At 45.6% G+C, this 15,580-nt stretch carries 12 protein-coding genes; 5 read left to right on the top strand and 7 right to left on the bottom strand.

Features of this window, described 5'->3' with window-relative positions; translation table 11 throughout:
- The first annotated feature begins 327 nt into the window (after positions 1-327).
- Positions 328-2,724 carry a penicillin-binding protein 1C gene (gene pbpC, locus B5Z18_RS12590; protein ID WP_079469684.1) on the top strand — a complete coding sequence of 799 codons (2,397 nt, stop codon included), beginning with the start codon at positions 328-330 and terminating at the stop codon, positions 2,722-2,724.
- Positions 2,725-2,842: 118 nt separating this feature from the next.
- On the opposite strand, the gene B5Z18_RS12595 is transcribed toward pbpC, so the two are convergent.
- Genes B5Z18_RS12595 through B5Z18_RS12605 form a run of 3 tightly spaced genes read right to left on the bottom strand, consistent with a single transcriptional unit; the run spans position 2,843 to position 5,064 of the window.
- Positions 2,843-4,099, bottom strand: a complete 1,257-nt coding sequence (locus B5Z18_RS12595; RefSeq protein ID WP_079469685.1) for a replication-associated recombination protein A — start codon at positions 4,097-4,099, stop codon at positions 2,843-2,845.
- Positions 4,100-4,114: 15 nt separating this feature from the next.
- Complete coding sequence (locus tag B5Z18_RS12600) at positions 4,115-4,546, bottom strand: group III truncated hemoglobin (protein ID WP_079469686.1); 432 nt, start codon at positions 4,544-4,546, stop codon at positions 4,115-4,117.
- A gap of 11 nt (positions 4,547-4,557) precedes the next feature.
- Positions 4,558-5,064 (bottom strand): hypothetical protein, encoded by a 507-nt coding sequence (locus tag B5Z18_RS12605; RefSeq protein ID WP_133256111.1) that lies wholly within the window; start codon positions 5,062-5,064, stop codon positions 4,558-4,560.
- A gap of 158 nt (positions 5,065-5,222) precedes the next feature.
- On the opposite strand from B5Z18_RS12605, the gene B5Z18_RS12610 reads away from it, so the two are divergent.
- Both B5Z18_RS12610 and B5Z18_RS12615 read left to right on the top strand, forming a co-directional pair.
- On the top strand, positions 5,223-7,283 hold the full coding sequence (locus B5Z18_RS12610; protein WP_079469688.1) for a M13 family metallopeptidase: 2,061 nt from the start codon (positions 5,223-5,225) through the stop codon (positions 7,281-7,283).
- A gap of 118 nt (positions 7,284-7,401) precedes the next feature.
- A complete protein-coding gene (locus tag B5Z18_RS12615) occupies positions 7,402-7,683 on the top strand; it encodes a YHS domain-containing protein (protein WP_079469689.1) in 282 nt (93 codons plus the stop codon).
- 72 nt (positions 7,684-7,755) lie between these two features.
- Here the strand turns inward: B5Z18_RS12615 and B5Z18_RS12620 are convergent, their stop codons facing one another.
- The 4 genes from B5Z18_RS12620 to B5Z18_RS12635 form a co-directional block, all read right to left on the bottom strand.
- A complete protein-coding gene (locus B5Z18_RS12620) occupies positions 7,756-9,177 on the bottom strand; it encodes a hypothetical protein (RefSeq protein ID WP_079469690.1) in 1,422 nt (473 codons plus the stop codon).
- 67 nt (positions 9,178-9,244) lie between these two features.
- Entirely contained in the window at positions 9,245-12,037 is a 2,793-nt protein-coding gene (locus B5Z18_RS12625; RefSeq protein ID WP_079469691.1) for a TonB-dependent receptor, read from the bottom strand.
- 207 nt (positions 12,038-12,244) lie between these two features.
- Positions 12,245-12,646 (bottom strand): hypothetical protein, encoded by a 402-nt coding sequence (locus tag B5Z18_RS12630; protein ID WP_079469692.1) that lies wholly within the window; start codon positions 12,644-12,646, stop codon positions 12,245-12,247.
- Positions 12,647-12,824: 178 nt separating this feature from the next.
- Positions 12,825-13,655, bottom strand: a complete 831-nt coding sequence (locus tag B5Z18_RS12635) for a UDP-2,3-diacylglucosamine diphosphatase (RefSeq protein WP_079469693.1) — start codon at positions 13,653-13,655, stop codon at positions 12,825-12,827.
- A 182-nt stretch (positions 13,656-13,837) separates the two neighbouring features.
- Here B5Z18_RS12635 and B5Z18_RS12640 point away from each other — a divergent pair, with 182 nt between their 5' ends.
- Together B5Z18_RS12640 and B5Z18_RS12645 are read left to right on the top strand one after the other, a co-directional pair.
- Positions 13,838-14,488 carry a DUF47 domain-containing protein gene (locus B5Z18_RS12640; RefSeq protein ID WP_079469694.1) on the top strand — a complete coding sequence of 217 codons (651 nt, stop codon included), beginning with the start codon at positions 13,838-13,840 and terminating at the stop codon, positions 14,486-14,488.
- Positions 14,489-14,530: 42 nt separating this feature from the next.
- Positions 14,531-15,535 carry an inorganic phosphate transporter gene (locus B5Z18_RS12645; protein ID WP_079469695.1) on the top strand — a complete coding sequence of 335 codons (1,005 nt, stop codon included), beginning with the start codon at positions 14,531-14,533 and terminating at the stop codon, positions 15,533-15,535.
- Positions 15,536-15,580: the final 45 nt, after the last annotated feature.

Consider the following 15,580-nt stretch of genomic DNA (forward strand, 5'->3'; position numbering starts at 1 on the left):
GTAGCACAATTACATCTAACTGAAAATCAATAATTTAAAAAAATAAACCTCCAATAAATCAAAGAACTACCATCGATCACTTTGATCATCCAATAATCGACAAACACACTAAAACAAAATTCATCCAGGGGGTAGAAAAGTGAAGAATAACATCTCTCGGAAATCAACAAAACAACCAGGGCAAACAAAATCCACGTACGCAAAGGAACAAACAAACCATACACAATCCTTATTCATTTTATTCATTGATCGCGCCATGATTAATATGTGTATGAACAGCTCAAAACAATAAGTTAAACCTATCTTTGAACGCGCATAAAAAAAGTAATGAAGTTCGATACCCTTAAACAATGGTGCATCAAAAAAAAGTGGTGGCTCGCTGCCACAGCTGTTGTGCTCATTGCCTATTATTTTTGTTTACCCAAACAACTCTTTACCAGCCCCACTTCCTATGTGCTGGAGGACAGCAACGGTGATCTGCTGAATGCCAGCATCGCACCGGATGGACAGTGGCGGTTTCCGTACAATGCGCATGTACCGGATAAATTTGAAAAGTGTATCGTTGCCTATGAAGACAAACGTTTTTATTATCACTGGGGCATAGATCCCATCGCTATAGGCCGGGCCGTTAACCAAAACGCCCGCGGTAGAAAAGTAGTAAGCGGTGGCAGCACTCTCACCATGCAGGTGATACGCCTGTCGCGCAATCAGCCCCGTAATATCTGGCAGAAAATGATGGAGGCGGTGTTGGCTACCAGGCTGGAATTTGCGGCCTCTAAAAAGAAGATTATCGCTTTATATGCTGCCAACGCTCCTTTCGGAGGCAACGTAGTGGGACTGGAAGCTGCCGCCTGGCGATACTATGGCCGCAAAGCAGATTTGTTGTCGTGGGGCGAAATGGCTGCACTGGCCGTATTACCTAATAGCCCGGCGCTGGTACATCCCGGCCGTAACAGGGTAACGTTACTGAATAAACGAAATCAGCTGCTGAATAAATTGTACCGTCAGCATACCATCGATAGCATTACCTGCCAACTGGCAAAAATGGAACCTCTGCCGGATCAGCCGTTGCCATTGCCGCAGGAAGCGCCACACCTGCTGGATCTGTTCCGCCGCGACTATCAGCAACAAAAAACAGACGAACCTACCCGCATCAAAACAACCCTGCAGGCAGATCTGCAACATAATGCCACCGCCATCGCCGAACGTTATCACAATGCTTATAAGGCCAACGGCATCAACAACGCCGCAGTGCTGGTACTCGACGTAGAAACCGGTAATACCCTTGCCTACGTAGGAAACATTTATCACCCTTCAGACCCGGAGCTGGAAAGTCATGTAGATATTGTACAGGCGAGAAGAAGTCCCGGTAGTACATTGAAGCCCATACTCTATGCTGCCATGCTCAATGATGGCCTGATATTGCCCAATACGCTGATTCCTGATATTCCCACACAGATAGCCGGTTATTCGCCGCAAAATTTCGACCTGGGTTACGATGGCGCAGTACCGGCCTCCCGTGCGCTGGCCAGATCTCTCAATATCCCGGCCGTGCGCATGCTGCAGCAATACCGCTACGAACGGTTTCACTCCCTGCTGCAGAAAATGGGAATCACCACGCTGAACAAACCGGCCGATCATTATGGTTTATCACTGATCCTTGGCGGAGGCGAAACCACTCTCTGGGAAATGTGCGGCATGTACGCCAGCATGGCCCGCACACTGATACACATGGATCAGTACAAAGGCAAATACGATATGGATGACATTCATCCTCCCAATTACCGGCTCAATATTCAACACCCGTCGAAATATGGATTGAGTAAAGATGGACTGCTGGATGCAGGCTCAATCTGGTACGCCTTTCAGGCGATGACCGAAGTAATGCGGCCCGGCGAAGAATTGCTGTGGCAGCAATTCTCTTCTTCACAGCGCATCGCCTGGAAAACAGGCACCAGCTTCGGCTTCCGCGATGGATGGGCCATTGGCGTAACACCACAATATGTAGTAGGCGTATGGGTAGGAAATGCAGACGGAGAAGGTCGTCCCGGCCTGATAGGCGTATCCACTGCAGCCCCCATCCTGTTTGATGTATTCCGGTTACTGCATACCAGCGGCTGGTTTAGCACACCCTATCAACAACTGAAAAAAATTGAAGTATGCCGCAAAAGCGGATTCCGCGCCGGCGAACTATGTGATGAAAAGGATTCTATTTATGTACCGGCAGCCGGCATCAGGGCGGGCGTGTGTCCGTACCACCAGTTGGTTCATCTCGACAGAACCGGCCAGTGGCGCGTAACGGAAGCCTGCGAATCCCCCTCGCTCATGCAACATAAATCGTGGTTTGTATTGCCGCCTTCACAGGAGTACTACTACCGCAGCAAAAACTACTATCAGCAGCTGCCACCCTACAAGCCGGATTGCCTGGCATCACTGGGGCAGGATAAAGCACCTATGGAACTGATTTATCCAAGACCAGGCGCACGTATATTCGTTCCCGTTGAAATCGACGGAAAGCCCGGGCAAACGATCTTTACCGCCACCCACCGCAACAATGCCACTAAAATATTCTGGCACCTGGATAACAACTTTATAGGCGCAACCACAGAGTTTCACCAGATGGCACTGCACCCGGCAGCAGGTAAACATATCATTACACTGGTTGATGAAAACGGCGAGAGGATAGAACAATCATTTGAAATTTTAGATAAAGAGAGAGAATAAAGGAAAAATGCAGCTTATCCCCACCAGCAGTAGTTATTATTTCAAAGAAGGCGTTTTGCATTTCAAATAAAAAAGTTAAACGGCCGGTTCAAAATTGTTGAACCGGCCGTTTTTATTCTTAATAATTATATTTCTCCTTCCACAAACTCTTCAGGTAATTCCTCAGCTCATTTTCACGCGGGTTATTTCCCGGATCATAAAACTTCGTTCCTTTAATAGCGTCCGGCAGAAACTCCTGTATCACAAAATTATTTTCATAACTATGTGCATACGCATATCCTTTGCCATAGTCCATTTCCTTCATCAATTTCGTAGGGGCGTTCCTGATATGCAAAGGTACCGGCAGATCACCGGTTTTAGCTACCACCGACTGCGCCGCGCTGATAGCGGCAACGGCTGCATTGCTTTTGGCCGAAGCAGCCAGGTAGGTAACGCATTGCGACAGGATAATCCTCGATTCAGGAAAGCCTATCAGGTTTACCGCCTGGAAACAGCTGGTGGCCAGCAATTGCGCATTGGGATTGGCGTTGCCGATGTCTTCCGAAGCCAGGATCACCAATCTGCGGGCAATAAATTTCACGTCTTCACCACCGTCGATCATCCTGGCGAGATAGTACAATGCCGCATTGGGATCACTTCCCCGGATGGACTTAATAAACGCGGAAATAATGTCGTAATGCTGCTCTCCTTTTTTATCGTATATGGCTACCCGTTGCTGGGCGATGTCCATTACTTTCTTGTCTGTAATCACAATCGGATCTTCCCGTAAAGTGGTTACCACCAGCTCAAAAAGATTAAGCAATTTACGGGCATCTCCGCCGGAGATGTTAAACAGCGCACTGGTTTCCTTGATTTCAATATGTTTGCTGCGCAGCCACTCATCCCGTTCCATTGCCTGTTGCAATAGCTGCATCAGCTGATCGTTGCCGAGAGGTTTCAGCACATACACCTGGCTGCGGGATAACACCGCCGCATTCACTTCAAAAGATGGATTCTCGGTAGTCGCGCCGATAAGGGTGATAATCCCTTTTTCCACAGCACCCAGCAGGGCATCCTGCTGCGATTTATTAAACCGGTGGATCTCATCAATGAATAACACCGCGTGCTGCTGCCGCCTTGCCATCTCTATCACTTCCCTCACTTCCTTTACCCCGGCCGATATAGCACTGAGTGTGTAAAAAGGAACCTGTAATGTATGTGCAATAATGTTGGCAATAGTTGTTTTCCCAACACCGGGAGGACCCCACAAAATCATGGAAGGGATCATTCCCTGCTCTATCGCTTTTCTTAAAATACTGTCCTTGCCGGTAAGATGTTCCTGCCCCACCAGTTCATCCAACGTTACCGGTCTTAGCCGCTCCGCTAATGGTTGCATACTACACTTATTGGTTTATTGTTTATTGCCCGGGTTAACGAGCGGAATTTGTTTGTCTGAATCAGGACGGTTGACCTGGTTCATTTTAAACGACATGATCCCTTTTACGGACCGGGCGCGGGTAACCGCCAGTGTGGCTTTCTCTCCCGTAAAATTTTCGGCTACAGTGGCCTCAAACAGTTGCAGCCAGCGGTCAAAATAGGCAGGCTCCAATGGAATCAGCTTGTTCAGCTTAAAATGAGGATCCATCACATTCCCTTTATAATTGCCACCATCCAGCAACAGCCCTTCCCAAAAATTATACATGATGGGCAGGTGATGTGGCCAGTCGACCTTCGCCACATCATTAAAAATAAAGCCGATCACATCATCTGTCTTTACTTTATCATAAAAACTGTCTACCAGTAATATGATATCATTTCTGTTGGCTATCTCCCGCTTTTCCATAACTCCGTTTTTTATTCTTCCTTTTCTTCGTTCCTGCCGCTCTGTAACTGCAGCCACTGGCGGAGGTAACGGAACGACAGTACAATATTCAACGTAAACAAACTGCCCATCACCAGCAGGAACACACCTATTGGCGCTACCAGCGTTTGCTTAACCGCTGCCTGTTGATCGGCCGGTAAATTATCAATCTCCGCTTTCATCTGCTCCGGCGTAACCAGCAAAATGGTTAACCCCGACAAAATGAGCAGGATAGAAAATATCAGTCCCACCGTACCCATAAACCTCATGCCTCCCGGTGTGCTCTCCTTCAGGGGAATTTCCGGCAATAGCAGGCTCCGCTGAAGATATAATGATAAAACGCTATGGATAAAACAGGCGCCCATCGAAAGCAGGGATACAATTGATCCAAAGTTCGTACCCAGAAAAAGTACGCTGGACAAGAGCATGAACGTGAAAATGCCGGATATCATCAATACTATAGCCGTGGTAACCCTGTACAATTTAAACCTGAAATCCATTTATATGTTAATTTACGTAACACAAACCTACCTAATTATTCAGAGATTCCGGGATTTGATCAACAACAGCCATCACAGCGGGGATTGCCGTTCATAAAAAACCCTTCATGCAACCTGACCCGTTTTCCATAACTTAGAATACTAAACCTGTTTTAAATATGAACAAAACCAATGCGGTAAAACTACCGTTGCTGGCTGCCATCGTTACACTCGCAGCCTGCAATTCAAACAGTTCCTCGCAGCAGGCGGAAACGGCCGACACCACAAAGGTGCCCGCTTTTAACCTGGCTGATATCGATTCTTCCTACAAAGCCTGTGATGATTTTGACAATTATGTGAATGGTAACTGGAAAAAAAACAACCCCATCCCTTCTACAGAAAGCCGCTGGGGAGCGTTTAACGTGCTCGATAAAGAAAATAAGGAAGTTCGCCTCAAAGGGATCATTGCTGAAATCACCAGCAAAACAGACCTGAAAAAAGGTACAGAAGAACAACAGATCGCCGACTACTACTCTTCTTTCCTGGATACCGCTACCATCGAACAACGCGGCATCACCCCGCTGCAACCTTATCTGGATAAGATTGCAGCCGTTAAAACACTCGCCGACTGGGCCAGCGTAACTGGTGAACTCCAGAAAATCGGGGTATCTACCTTTACCGGTTTTGGCGCAGAAGCAGATGCCAAAAACAGTAAAATGAATATCCTATACCAGGGACAGGACGGTCTGAGCCTCGGTGAAAAAAGCTACTACGAAAGACAGGATTCCGCTACCAAAAATGTACGCAGCGAATTTGTTAGTCACGTTGATAAAATGTTTAAACTGGCAGGTTTCCCTGAAGCCAACGCGGGAAAAACAATCCTCGACTTTGAAACCAAACTCGCCGCTATTCAGCTGAGCAATGTAGAACTCCGCGATCCCGTTAAAACCTATAACAGGGCCGCATTCTCAGAACTGAAAACACTGGCGCCTGATTTCGATTGGGAAAACTTTGCCGCTAAACAGGATATCAAAACCGATACCCTCGTACTTCAGAACAAAGCCTATCTCACCAAAGCCAACGCGCTCCTGAAAGCTACCCCGCTGGAAACACTGAAAACATATTCCAAATGGCAGCTGCTCGGCCAGTTCGCCGGTTATTTACCATCTACCTTTGATAATGAAAACTTTCATTTCTACGGTACAATAATGACAGGTAAAAAATCGCAGAAAACCCGCGCAGAACGTGCTATCCGCTCTACCGACGGAAAAATGGGCATGCCGCTGGGTAAACTGTTTGCCAAAAAATATTTCCCGGAAAGCAGCAAACAGAAAGTGTCCGAGATGATCGAAAATGTGCGTAAAGTATATGGCGAAAGAATCGATAAACTCACCTGGATGGGCGATTCTACCAAACAAATGGCACACAAAAAACTCGCTTCCTTTACCTATAAAATCGGTTACCCCGACAAATGGAAAGACTACTCTTCCATCAATATAGAAAAAGGGAAACTGGTGGAAAATGTAATAGCAGCAAGCTTATACGTACACAAAGAGAGTGTTGATAAAATAGGTAAACCGGTAGATAAAAGCGAATGGGGTATGACACCTCAAACGGTAAACGCATACTACAACCCGTTAAACAACGAAGTAGTATTCCCTGCAGGTATCCTCCAGCCGCCTTTCTACAACCCTAATGCAGACGACGCCATCAACTACGGTGGTATCATTGCCGTTATCGGCCACGAATTTACCCACGGCTTCGACGACCAGGGTTCACAGTTCGATGCAGACGGTAACCTGAAAAACTGGTGGACAGAAGCCGACCGTAAGAACTTCGATAAACTGACCAAACGTTATATCGACTACTTCAGCGGCCTCGAAGCACTGCCTGGTTTCAAAATCAACGGCGCCTTAACCATCGGTGAAAACGTAGCCGACCTGGGTGGTTTAACACTGGCCTATCACGCACTGGTAAAATCGTTTGAAGGCAAAGGTGAACCCAAACCTATCGATGGATTTACCTGGCAGCAGCGTTTCTTCCTGGGCTGGGCACAGGTATGGCATGGCAACATCACAGATGCCGCCCTGCGCAACCAGATCCAGACAGATCCTCACTCGCCGGCAAAATTCCGTATTAACGGACCGCTGCCTCACCTGGCTGAATTCCAGGCTGCATGGGGCTGCACTCCCGGAAGTAAAATGGTATTACCGGAAGCAGAACGTGTAGTGATCTGGTAATAATTACCGGCAACTATTATATAGCATTACGGATTTGTTGGAAGAAGTGTGACAAGTTCACCATCTCCCCGCAAATCCGTAATTCTTTTTTATCAATACCTTCGTTAAAAAAATACGTATGAAATACATATTCATTACCTGTAGCGCCTTATTCCTGTTTGCCTGTGCGCAAAAGCAGGCCCCTGCTGAAAATGCCGGCACTCCCGCACCTGCCGCTGCTGAAATGCCGGCGGTAGTGGCCAGCAATAAGCTTCCGGACCCTGTTTGCGAAATGCCCTATGATACCAGTTATAAAGAATGGGCTGTGTATAAAACAGATACCCTGCATTTCTGCTCAACTACCTGCAAAGGCGTATTTGAAAAAGCGCCGGAAAAATATATGGCCAAACTCGGCAAATAGTATATAAAAAATAGCCGCCTGGGTAAAAACCCGGGCGGCCTAAGATTACAGTTTATGAAATTTAAATAAATACTATTTATCTGCAAATTTAGTCCAGCCTTTGAACCAGGTATCACCTGCTGCTGCTGCACCTACATAAGTAGTGGTAGTAAAGGCGCCACCACCTAATTTTGCGCTGGTGAAATCCGCACCAGCCAGCAGTGGAGAACCAGCTGCGGGGGTTGGATCAAAAGTGGTATAACCCGTGTTGGTCAGTTTCACATCAGCAACGGCTGCCAGTGTTTTATTGGCAAATGCTGCAGTGCTGAACCAGTTCAGGGAATTAAATGTTGCAGTACCAGGAGCTACCACCAGTGGGCTACCCGCAATGGTGTTATTCTTATACTCCAGTGCATTGGAAGTAGCACTTGCTTCTGTCAGCGCGCCATCCAGGAACAAACCAACAGGCCAGCCTACAAATACAGAGTTGAAGATAGAAATTTTACTGTTCCTTCTGATATGCGCACCTCTTTTGTAAGGAGCTGCAGTAGCAGCCGGAGTAGCGTTAGCGTAAGGTCCAACAACTGTTATATTGCTGAAAGTAGCAGACGTCTGCGGCGTTTTGGTAGTACCATCTGCATCGTTGTCAGATTCAAAACCATTGGAAGCGCCACTCGGACCGAAATCAGCAACGGCAGCATCACGCAGTACCAGGCCAAACTGGATCTTTCCGGAGAAACCGTTATCAGTATCAAAATCATCATCAGTACCGCGATAAGCGATCAGGTGTTTACAATTTACAGTACCACCAAACCACTCAAAGGAATCATCACCGGAGTGACTTACCTGAACATAATCAACAGTAGTTCCGGAACCAACGCTACCAAAAGTAACACCGTTGATTTCATCATTTACTGCGAAAGCAATACCCGGATATTCTACTCTTACATATTTCAGAATACCGGAGTTGTCATCAGCTTTGGTACCACCATGTAAACCGTAACCGGTAGCAGTTTCATTTACACCACCTTCAATGGCCTGTAAGCCGGCAATACCGTCTTTTGCACCATTGTTTGGCGCATTACCCAGCAGGATAATACCACCCCAGTCGCCACTGTTAGGAGTAGCCTGGCTGGATGTAAATACAATCGGAGCGGCAGCAGTACCCTGTGCATCAATTTTACCATTCCTGGTAATGATCAGCGCACCTTTATTCGGAGATTTAGATCCTTTAATGGTAACACCTGGTTCTATTTTGATAGTTGCACCGTTCAATACAAAAGTGAAATCAGTCAGCAGGTAAGTTTTACCTGTTTTCAAAACAGTATTGGAAGTAATCTGCTTTGGCAGTGTTTCAGGAGACTCCTTAAATTCACTGTTATCGCTGGTTCTTTCAATAGTGGCCTTAGTCATGTCTACTGGCTGGGCCGGTGGCGGAGTTGTAGGATCGTCGTCTTTGCCGCAGGATGATATAATCACAGCCAAAAACATTACAGGAAACAGAATTTTTTTCATGTCAGATGGATTGAAATTAAATGCAATTTTTTAAAATCTACTATTCCTATTATTACTCCTCTCTTTATCAGAATTTATAAGAGAAAGAAAGATTTACATTGGTACCGCCTTTGGTACTTATTCTGAGAAAGTCTGATGTTTTATCATACCTGCCGTTGTCATCATTATCCTGGTAAAAATTGGCAGACTGATTCAGGATATCACTTACCGTCAGCTTGATTTCTCCCTTACGGAAAACCTTCTGCGATACCATGAAGTCCAGTAATGATCTTGGCGCTTCATATACATCCGGTTCGGTGTCATTTCCAACAATGAAAATCCTTCTGCCGATGCGGTTAAACAATACATTGGCAACAGTACCGGTCGATTCCTTTTCAAACTGTAATCCTACGTTGATCACATACGGGGATTGTCCCTGCATAGGCCGTGCTTTCAGCACTTTATCTTTCTCAAAAGAAACTTTATTATAGATATAGGCAACATTGGAAAACACGGTGAATGAATGCCAGAATCCTGCATTATCAGGATTCAGAAAATCGAGGTTCTTTCTGAACTCCACTTCGGCGCCTGCACTATTGGCTTTAGGAGCATTCAGGTAGGTTAAACCTACAGAACCCGCACCACTGTTGTAGAATCTTTCTATAGGAGATTCAAAGTGTTTGTAGAAACCGGCAATGGTTAATACTTCACCCGAACGGGGATACAACTCATAGCGCAGATCCACATTGGTCACTTTACTTCTCTTCAGGTTAGAGTTACCTGATTCGGTAGCCATCAGGTCAAAGTTGTAGAAGGCAAACGGTGCCTGTTCACGAAACTCCGGCCGGATAACGGTTTGAGAAGCGCTGAAGCGGATATTTGTTTTTGCATTCAGCAGGTAAGTCAGGTTCAGGGAAGGTAATATATCCGTTACCGTAGTTTTATTATTCTGTGGTCCGTTCTGATTGTATTTAATCGACTGGTCAAAGTTCTCCACTCTCACACCCCATACCAGGCGCCATTTCTCATAAATATTGTTATCAAACTGCAGGTAGCCTGCATTGAGTAAAGCATTGGCGCCGTAAGCATCCGGCGTGTTGGTGATTTCATCCATCCGCAATAACCGGTCGGTAAAGTTTTCCGGTGCAAATAATTTATCAGGAGATAAACGTACCAGGTCATGTGCATAAGGATCGCCGGCGTCAAAAAGCGTGTAACCCAATGCCCGCGGGGTAAAGCCACGTTCCTTACTCTGGATCAGGTAACCCATCTTGATCTGCTGTTGCTTACCACCGATTTTCACAAACCGGCTCAGGTCCAGGATGCCACCGTAAATATTGTCATTCAGTTTAGAATAGAAACGGCCGGAACCGGTGAGGGTAGCGGAACCACCGGAAGATATATTGGCGTAATAATCATTCTTACCAGCAATGCTGTTATAGCCCAACCGGCGCAGATCCGGTACATCCTGCTTCATATTGGTGTAGCTGCCATTCCACCTGATCTTCACTTTTGCTTTCTCCCAGAAATGCTCGCCTGATAACTGTGAAGTATAAATGCGGTTGCTGTTGAAACCAAGTTCATAGGCGCGAACATCTGTTTCAGAAGGAATGTCGTTACCATTTCTCACGGTAGTGGCTACTGTGGAATTGATACTGTACAGGTTTTTGAAACTGATTTTATTCTTGCCAAACTGGTAGGATAAGTTAGCAAGGCCGCCCCACAATACATTCTGTGTGGATTTCTTATCGTAGTAATTATAGATCCGGGACCCGTCATTATCAAAGTCGGTACGGTAAGTATCGAAATTACGGTTGTTTCGGTTGTAGCTCAATGACAGTACAGCGCCGAAGCGATTGCCTTCTTTTCCTTTATTGATACCGCCTGCAATCTGAAAATTGGAGTTAAGCGGTGTGGTTTTGGTATTTACGCCCCAGATGTCCGGGAATGATTTGGATACAGCAATTTTATCTGCAGTTGACAGCTGATCATAACCAGCTTTGGAAGATGGAAAAGCCGATGGCAGCTTTCTGGTTCCATCGTCAATACCAATCCAGTCCTGGTTTCCACCTTTATAAGTGTAGAAATCCTTTCCGACAGACATGGTATTGAAACCTGTACCTGCCAATACGGTCAGGAAGTTTTCGGAAGGAATATCTTTTGTGTTCACCTGTACAAGACCGCCGGCAAATTCTGCGGGCAATTCAGGTACAGCGGCTTTATTGATCACAATGTTTTCAACAATATTGGAGGGGAACAGGTCAAAGGAAAATGTTTTGCGGTCTGGTTCTGTGCTGGACAACAGGGCGCCGTTAACGGTGGCCTGGTTGTAACGGTCGGCAAGTCCGCGTACGATGAGGTATTTTCCTTCCTGCAAAGAAGCGCCGGATACTCTTTTCAGTACTTCTCCGGTATTTCTGTCCGGTGATTTACGGATCGCTTCTGCAGATACTACCTGTGCTACGGTGTTGGTATTCTTTTGCAGGGTAAGCAGGGAGTTAATGGTTTCCTGTTTAGCGGTTCCGGTGATCACTACTTCTTTCAGGCTTTTGGAACTTCTTTCTTCCATTACAATATCCAGGTAAGTAGGTTTACCTGCATTCACCACTACTTCTGAAACTGATTTGGTCTGATATCCCATGAATTTAAACTCCAGGGTATAAGTGCCGGGTGCTACTGAAATCTGGTATCTACCTTCAACATCCGTTACCCCACCTTTGCCTGTACCGGCTACCACTACGGTTAACCCGATGATGGCTTCACCTGTTTTCTTGTCTGTCACCTTACCGGTGATTTTGGCAGGATCAACTGCGAAGGAGGCATTGGCAAAGGAACAGCACACTAACAGTGCCCAGATAAGTACAGAAGAGATTCGTTTCACAATATTTTTTTAATCAGATTTTAATACGGTTTTAAGCCCGTTTTAATATTTGATGGCAAAAGTATTGGCACTACATTATCGAAGTGTTAACGGGGCATTACCAGAATGTTAATTGATAAAAGGTTTTTCAGGAAGAGCGTTGATGGTAATATAAACAGAAAATAGCCGGGTCAGCTAAGAGAATACAGGTCAGGGGAATATTGTCGGTTACCACATATTTTGCTGTGGCGACTGGCGGTTATTATTCGTCAACATATCAAGGGAAATATCCAGCTGGTAGTTACGGTCGGTTTTTCTATCAGCTACGGGGCAGGCAATCTGGAATAAGTGCTGGCTTTTATTCATGAAGGGTTTGTTGTCCTTATTGCACAACTCCAGGGAAAAATTAAACCGTTCTTCCACTTCTTCCTCAAACTCCCGCAAACTCAATGTTTCGTCGATAGGAAATTCAATCAAAACATCTTCTTCAAAACCCGCGTCCTTTAATGTATCAAATGTATTGGCAAGTGAGTTACGCACATACACGGCCACATTACAAAAGAGCAAACGCTGGATCTGCATTTGCAATAGGGAGATAGTCATTAAAGGATGTAACTTCAATACTTTCATCTAGCTGTTTTTCTTGCTTATTTAAATGTGCCAATATCGTCACACTTAATTATTTCTCTGGCAAACTTAGTAGTCTACTTTTAATTTAATATTAAGCGCTTGTTATGATTTTGTGAAAATAGTATTTAAATATAAATATATTTAAAATATTTAAATGTAATAAACAGAAAGAAAAAAATCAGGAACCGGGGAAGGTAATAATACGCGTAGCGTCCCAATCGGTGAGCCCATCATCGTCATCTTCTGCCAATACAGCGCCTTTACGGGTAACGGGGTGTTGGTAAAGGGCCCATTGCTGGTTAATATATTCAAGAGAGGTGAGACTTTCTACCCAATCGCCGGAATTCAGGTAAGTGATCGTTTTATCGCCTACTTTCATTTCTTTGATCAGGGGCTGGTGGATATGACCGCAGCACACTACATCAAACTCCTTGTCTGCCGCTATTTCAGCAACGGTTTGTTCAAAATCGGAAATAAACTTCACGGCCGACTTTACCCCTTGTTTTACTTTTTTGGAGAAAGACATCTTTTCCCTCCCCATGCTTTCCAGTACATGATTTACCAGCCGGTTGAGGATAATCAGCAGATCGTATCCCTTGCCACCGAGTTTGGCCAGCCACTTGGAGTTTTTCATGGTCACATCGTACACGTCGCCATGAAAGAACCAGTGCCTTTTGCCATCTACCTCCAGCACCAGCTTATTATCGATCGTAAAGTTGCCCAGTTCAAACCCTGCGTATTTACGAAGGGCCTCGTCGTGATTACCTGTCAGATAATACACCTCGGTGCCTTTGCCGATCATCTTCAGGATTTTCCGGATCACTTTGGTATGGGCCTTTGGGAAATAGCGTTTGCTGAATTGCCAGATATCGATAATATCCCCATTCAGCACCAATATCCGCGGGTCGATACTATCCAGGTACTGAATCAGCTCTTTGGCGTGACAACCGTAAATTCCCAGATGAACATCTGAAATTACAGCTATATCTAATGGGCGTTTATCCGACATTATAGGTTTGTATGTACAGGTTGTAGGCAGCCTGTTTATGAGTATAATTTTCTATGCAAAGGAAAAATCGCTATATTACTTTTATATTAATCCAGTGTTAAGGAATTATTAATTCACGTTTTTTACTGGCTGGGATAGATTCTGAAAGCTATTTTTGCGGCAAATTTTATAAACTCAAACGTATGGGAGGCTTCAATTCTTTTGTTAAACTATTCATGCCGAAAGACCGGGTATTTTATTCTTTGTTTGAAGATGTAGCTTCCAATCTGGTAGAAATGGCGACTGTGCTCAACGAGCTGGTAGCCACCACAGATCTGGCCGTGAGAAAGGATAAGGTACACCTGATAGAACGCCTGGAACACAAAAACGACGATTACACACACCGCATATTTGTAGAGCTCGGACAGAACTTTATCACCCCATTTGACCGTGAAGACATTCACTACCTGGCGGCAACACTGGACGATGTTGCAGATTACATCCACGGTTCTGCCAAAAGAATGGATCTCTATAAAGTACACTACATCAACGATAGCATCCGCAAACTGGCGGAACTGATCCACCTGGGTGTACTGGAACTTGCCAAAGCAATCCCCGAACTGCGTAATATGCAGAATATGCGCATCATTACGGATGCCTGCGTAAAGATCAACAGCCTGGAAAACCATGCTGATGACATCTACGACATGGCTATCGCCGACCTGTTTGACACAGAGCAGAACGCGGCAGAACTGATTAAAATGCGTGAAATCTACCAGGCCCTGGAAATCGCTACCGATAAATGCGAGGACTGCGCCAACGTAATAGAAACCATTATTATCAAGTACTCCTGATAAAGGGGAATACAGTTCTGAACGCATAATTCTCCTGATGTCATGACTTTACTAGTAATTATTATCATACTGGCATTCATTTTCGACTATATCAATGGTTTCCATGATGCCGCCAACTCTATCGCCACTATTGTGTCGACCAAGGTACTTACCCCTTTCCAGGCAGTACTCTGGGCCGCAGTATTCAACTTTGTGGCCTTTTTTGTTGCCAAATATTACATCGGTGAATTTAAAGTAGCGAATTCCGTTGCCAACTCGGTATTTGAACAGTTTATCACGCTGAAAGTAATCCTTTGCGGCCTGGTGGCTGCTATTACCTGGAACCTCTTCACGTGGTGGCTGGGGATTCCATCCAGCTCCTCGCATACCCTGATAGGCGGTTTCATTGGTGCGGCTGTAACGGCCTCCGGTGGCAATATTGATGTAATCAATTTCCACAAAGTATTACCCACCGTGTATTTTATTGTACTGGCACCCCTCATAGGTATGGTGGTGGCCTTTATTATAACACTCATCATTGTAAATGTCTGCCGTAAGGCAAATCCATACCGGGCAGAAAGCTGGTTCAAACGCCTGCAGCTGGCCTCTTCCGCGGCATTGAGCCTCGGTCACGGTAGTAACGATGCCCAAAAGGTAATGGGTATCATCTCCGCCGCGATGGTGTCTGCCGGTTATATCGGTAGTCTCAAGGAAATGCCGGATTGGGTACCGCTTGCCTGCTTTACCTGTATTGCGCTCGGAACCATGAGCGGTGGCTGGAAAATCGTAAAAACAATGGGAACGCGTATCACCAAAGTAACCCCACTGGAAGGTGTGGCTGCTGAAACCTCCGGCGCCATTACCCTTTTCCTCACGGAACATCTGGGTATTCCCGCCAGTACCACCCACGTTATTACGGGTGCTATTATGGGGGTAGGTGCTACCAAAAGGTTATCCGCCGTTCGTTGGGGCGTTACCGTATCCCTGCTGTGGGCCTGGGTTTTAACCATCCCCATCAGTGGATTACTGGCTGCATTCACCTATTTCATCGTAAATCTGTTCATTTAAAAAAGTGAACCGGCACATACTTTGAAAAGCTCTCCGCAACCTCCG

The sequence above is a fragment of the Chitinophaga ginsengisegetis genome (assembly GCF_900168065.1).
In the GTDB taxonomy this organism is placed as follows: Bacteria; Bacteroidota; Bacteroidia; order Chitinophagales; family Chitinophagaceae; genus Chitinophaga; species Chitinophaga ginsengisegetis.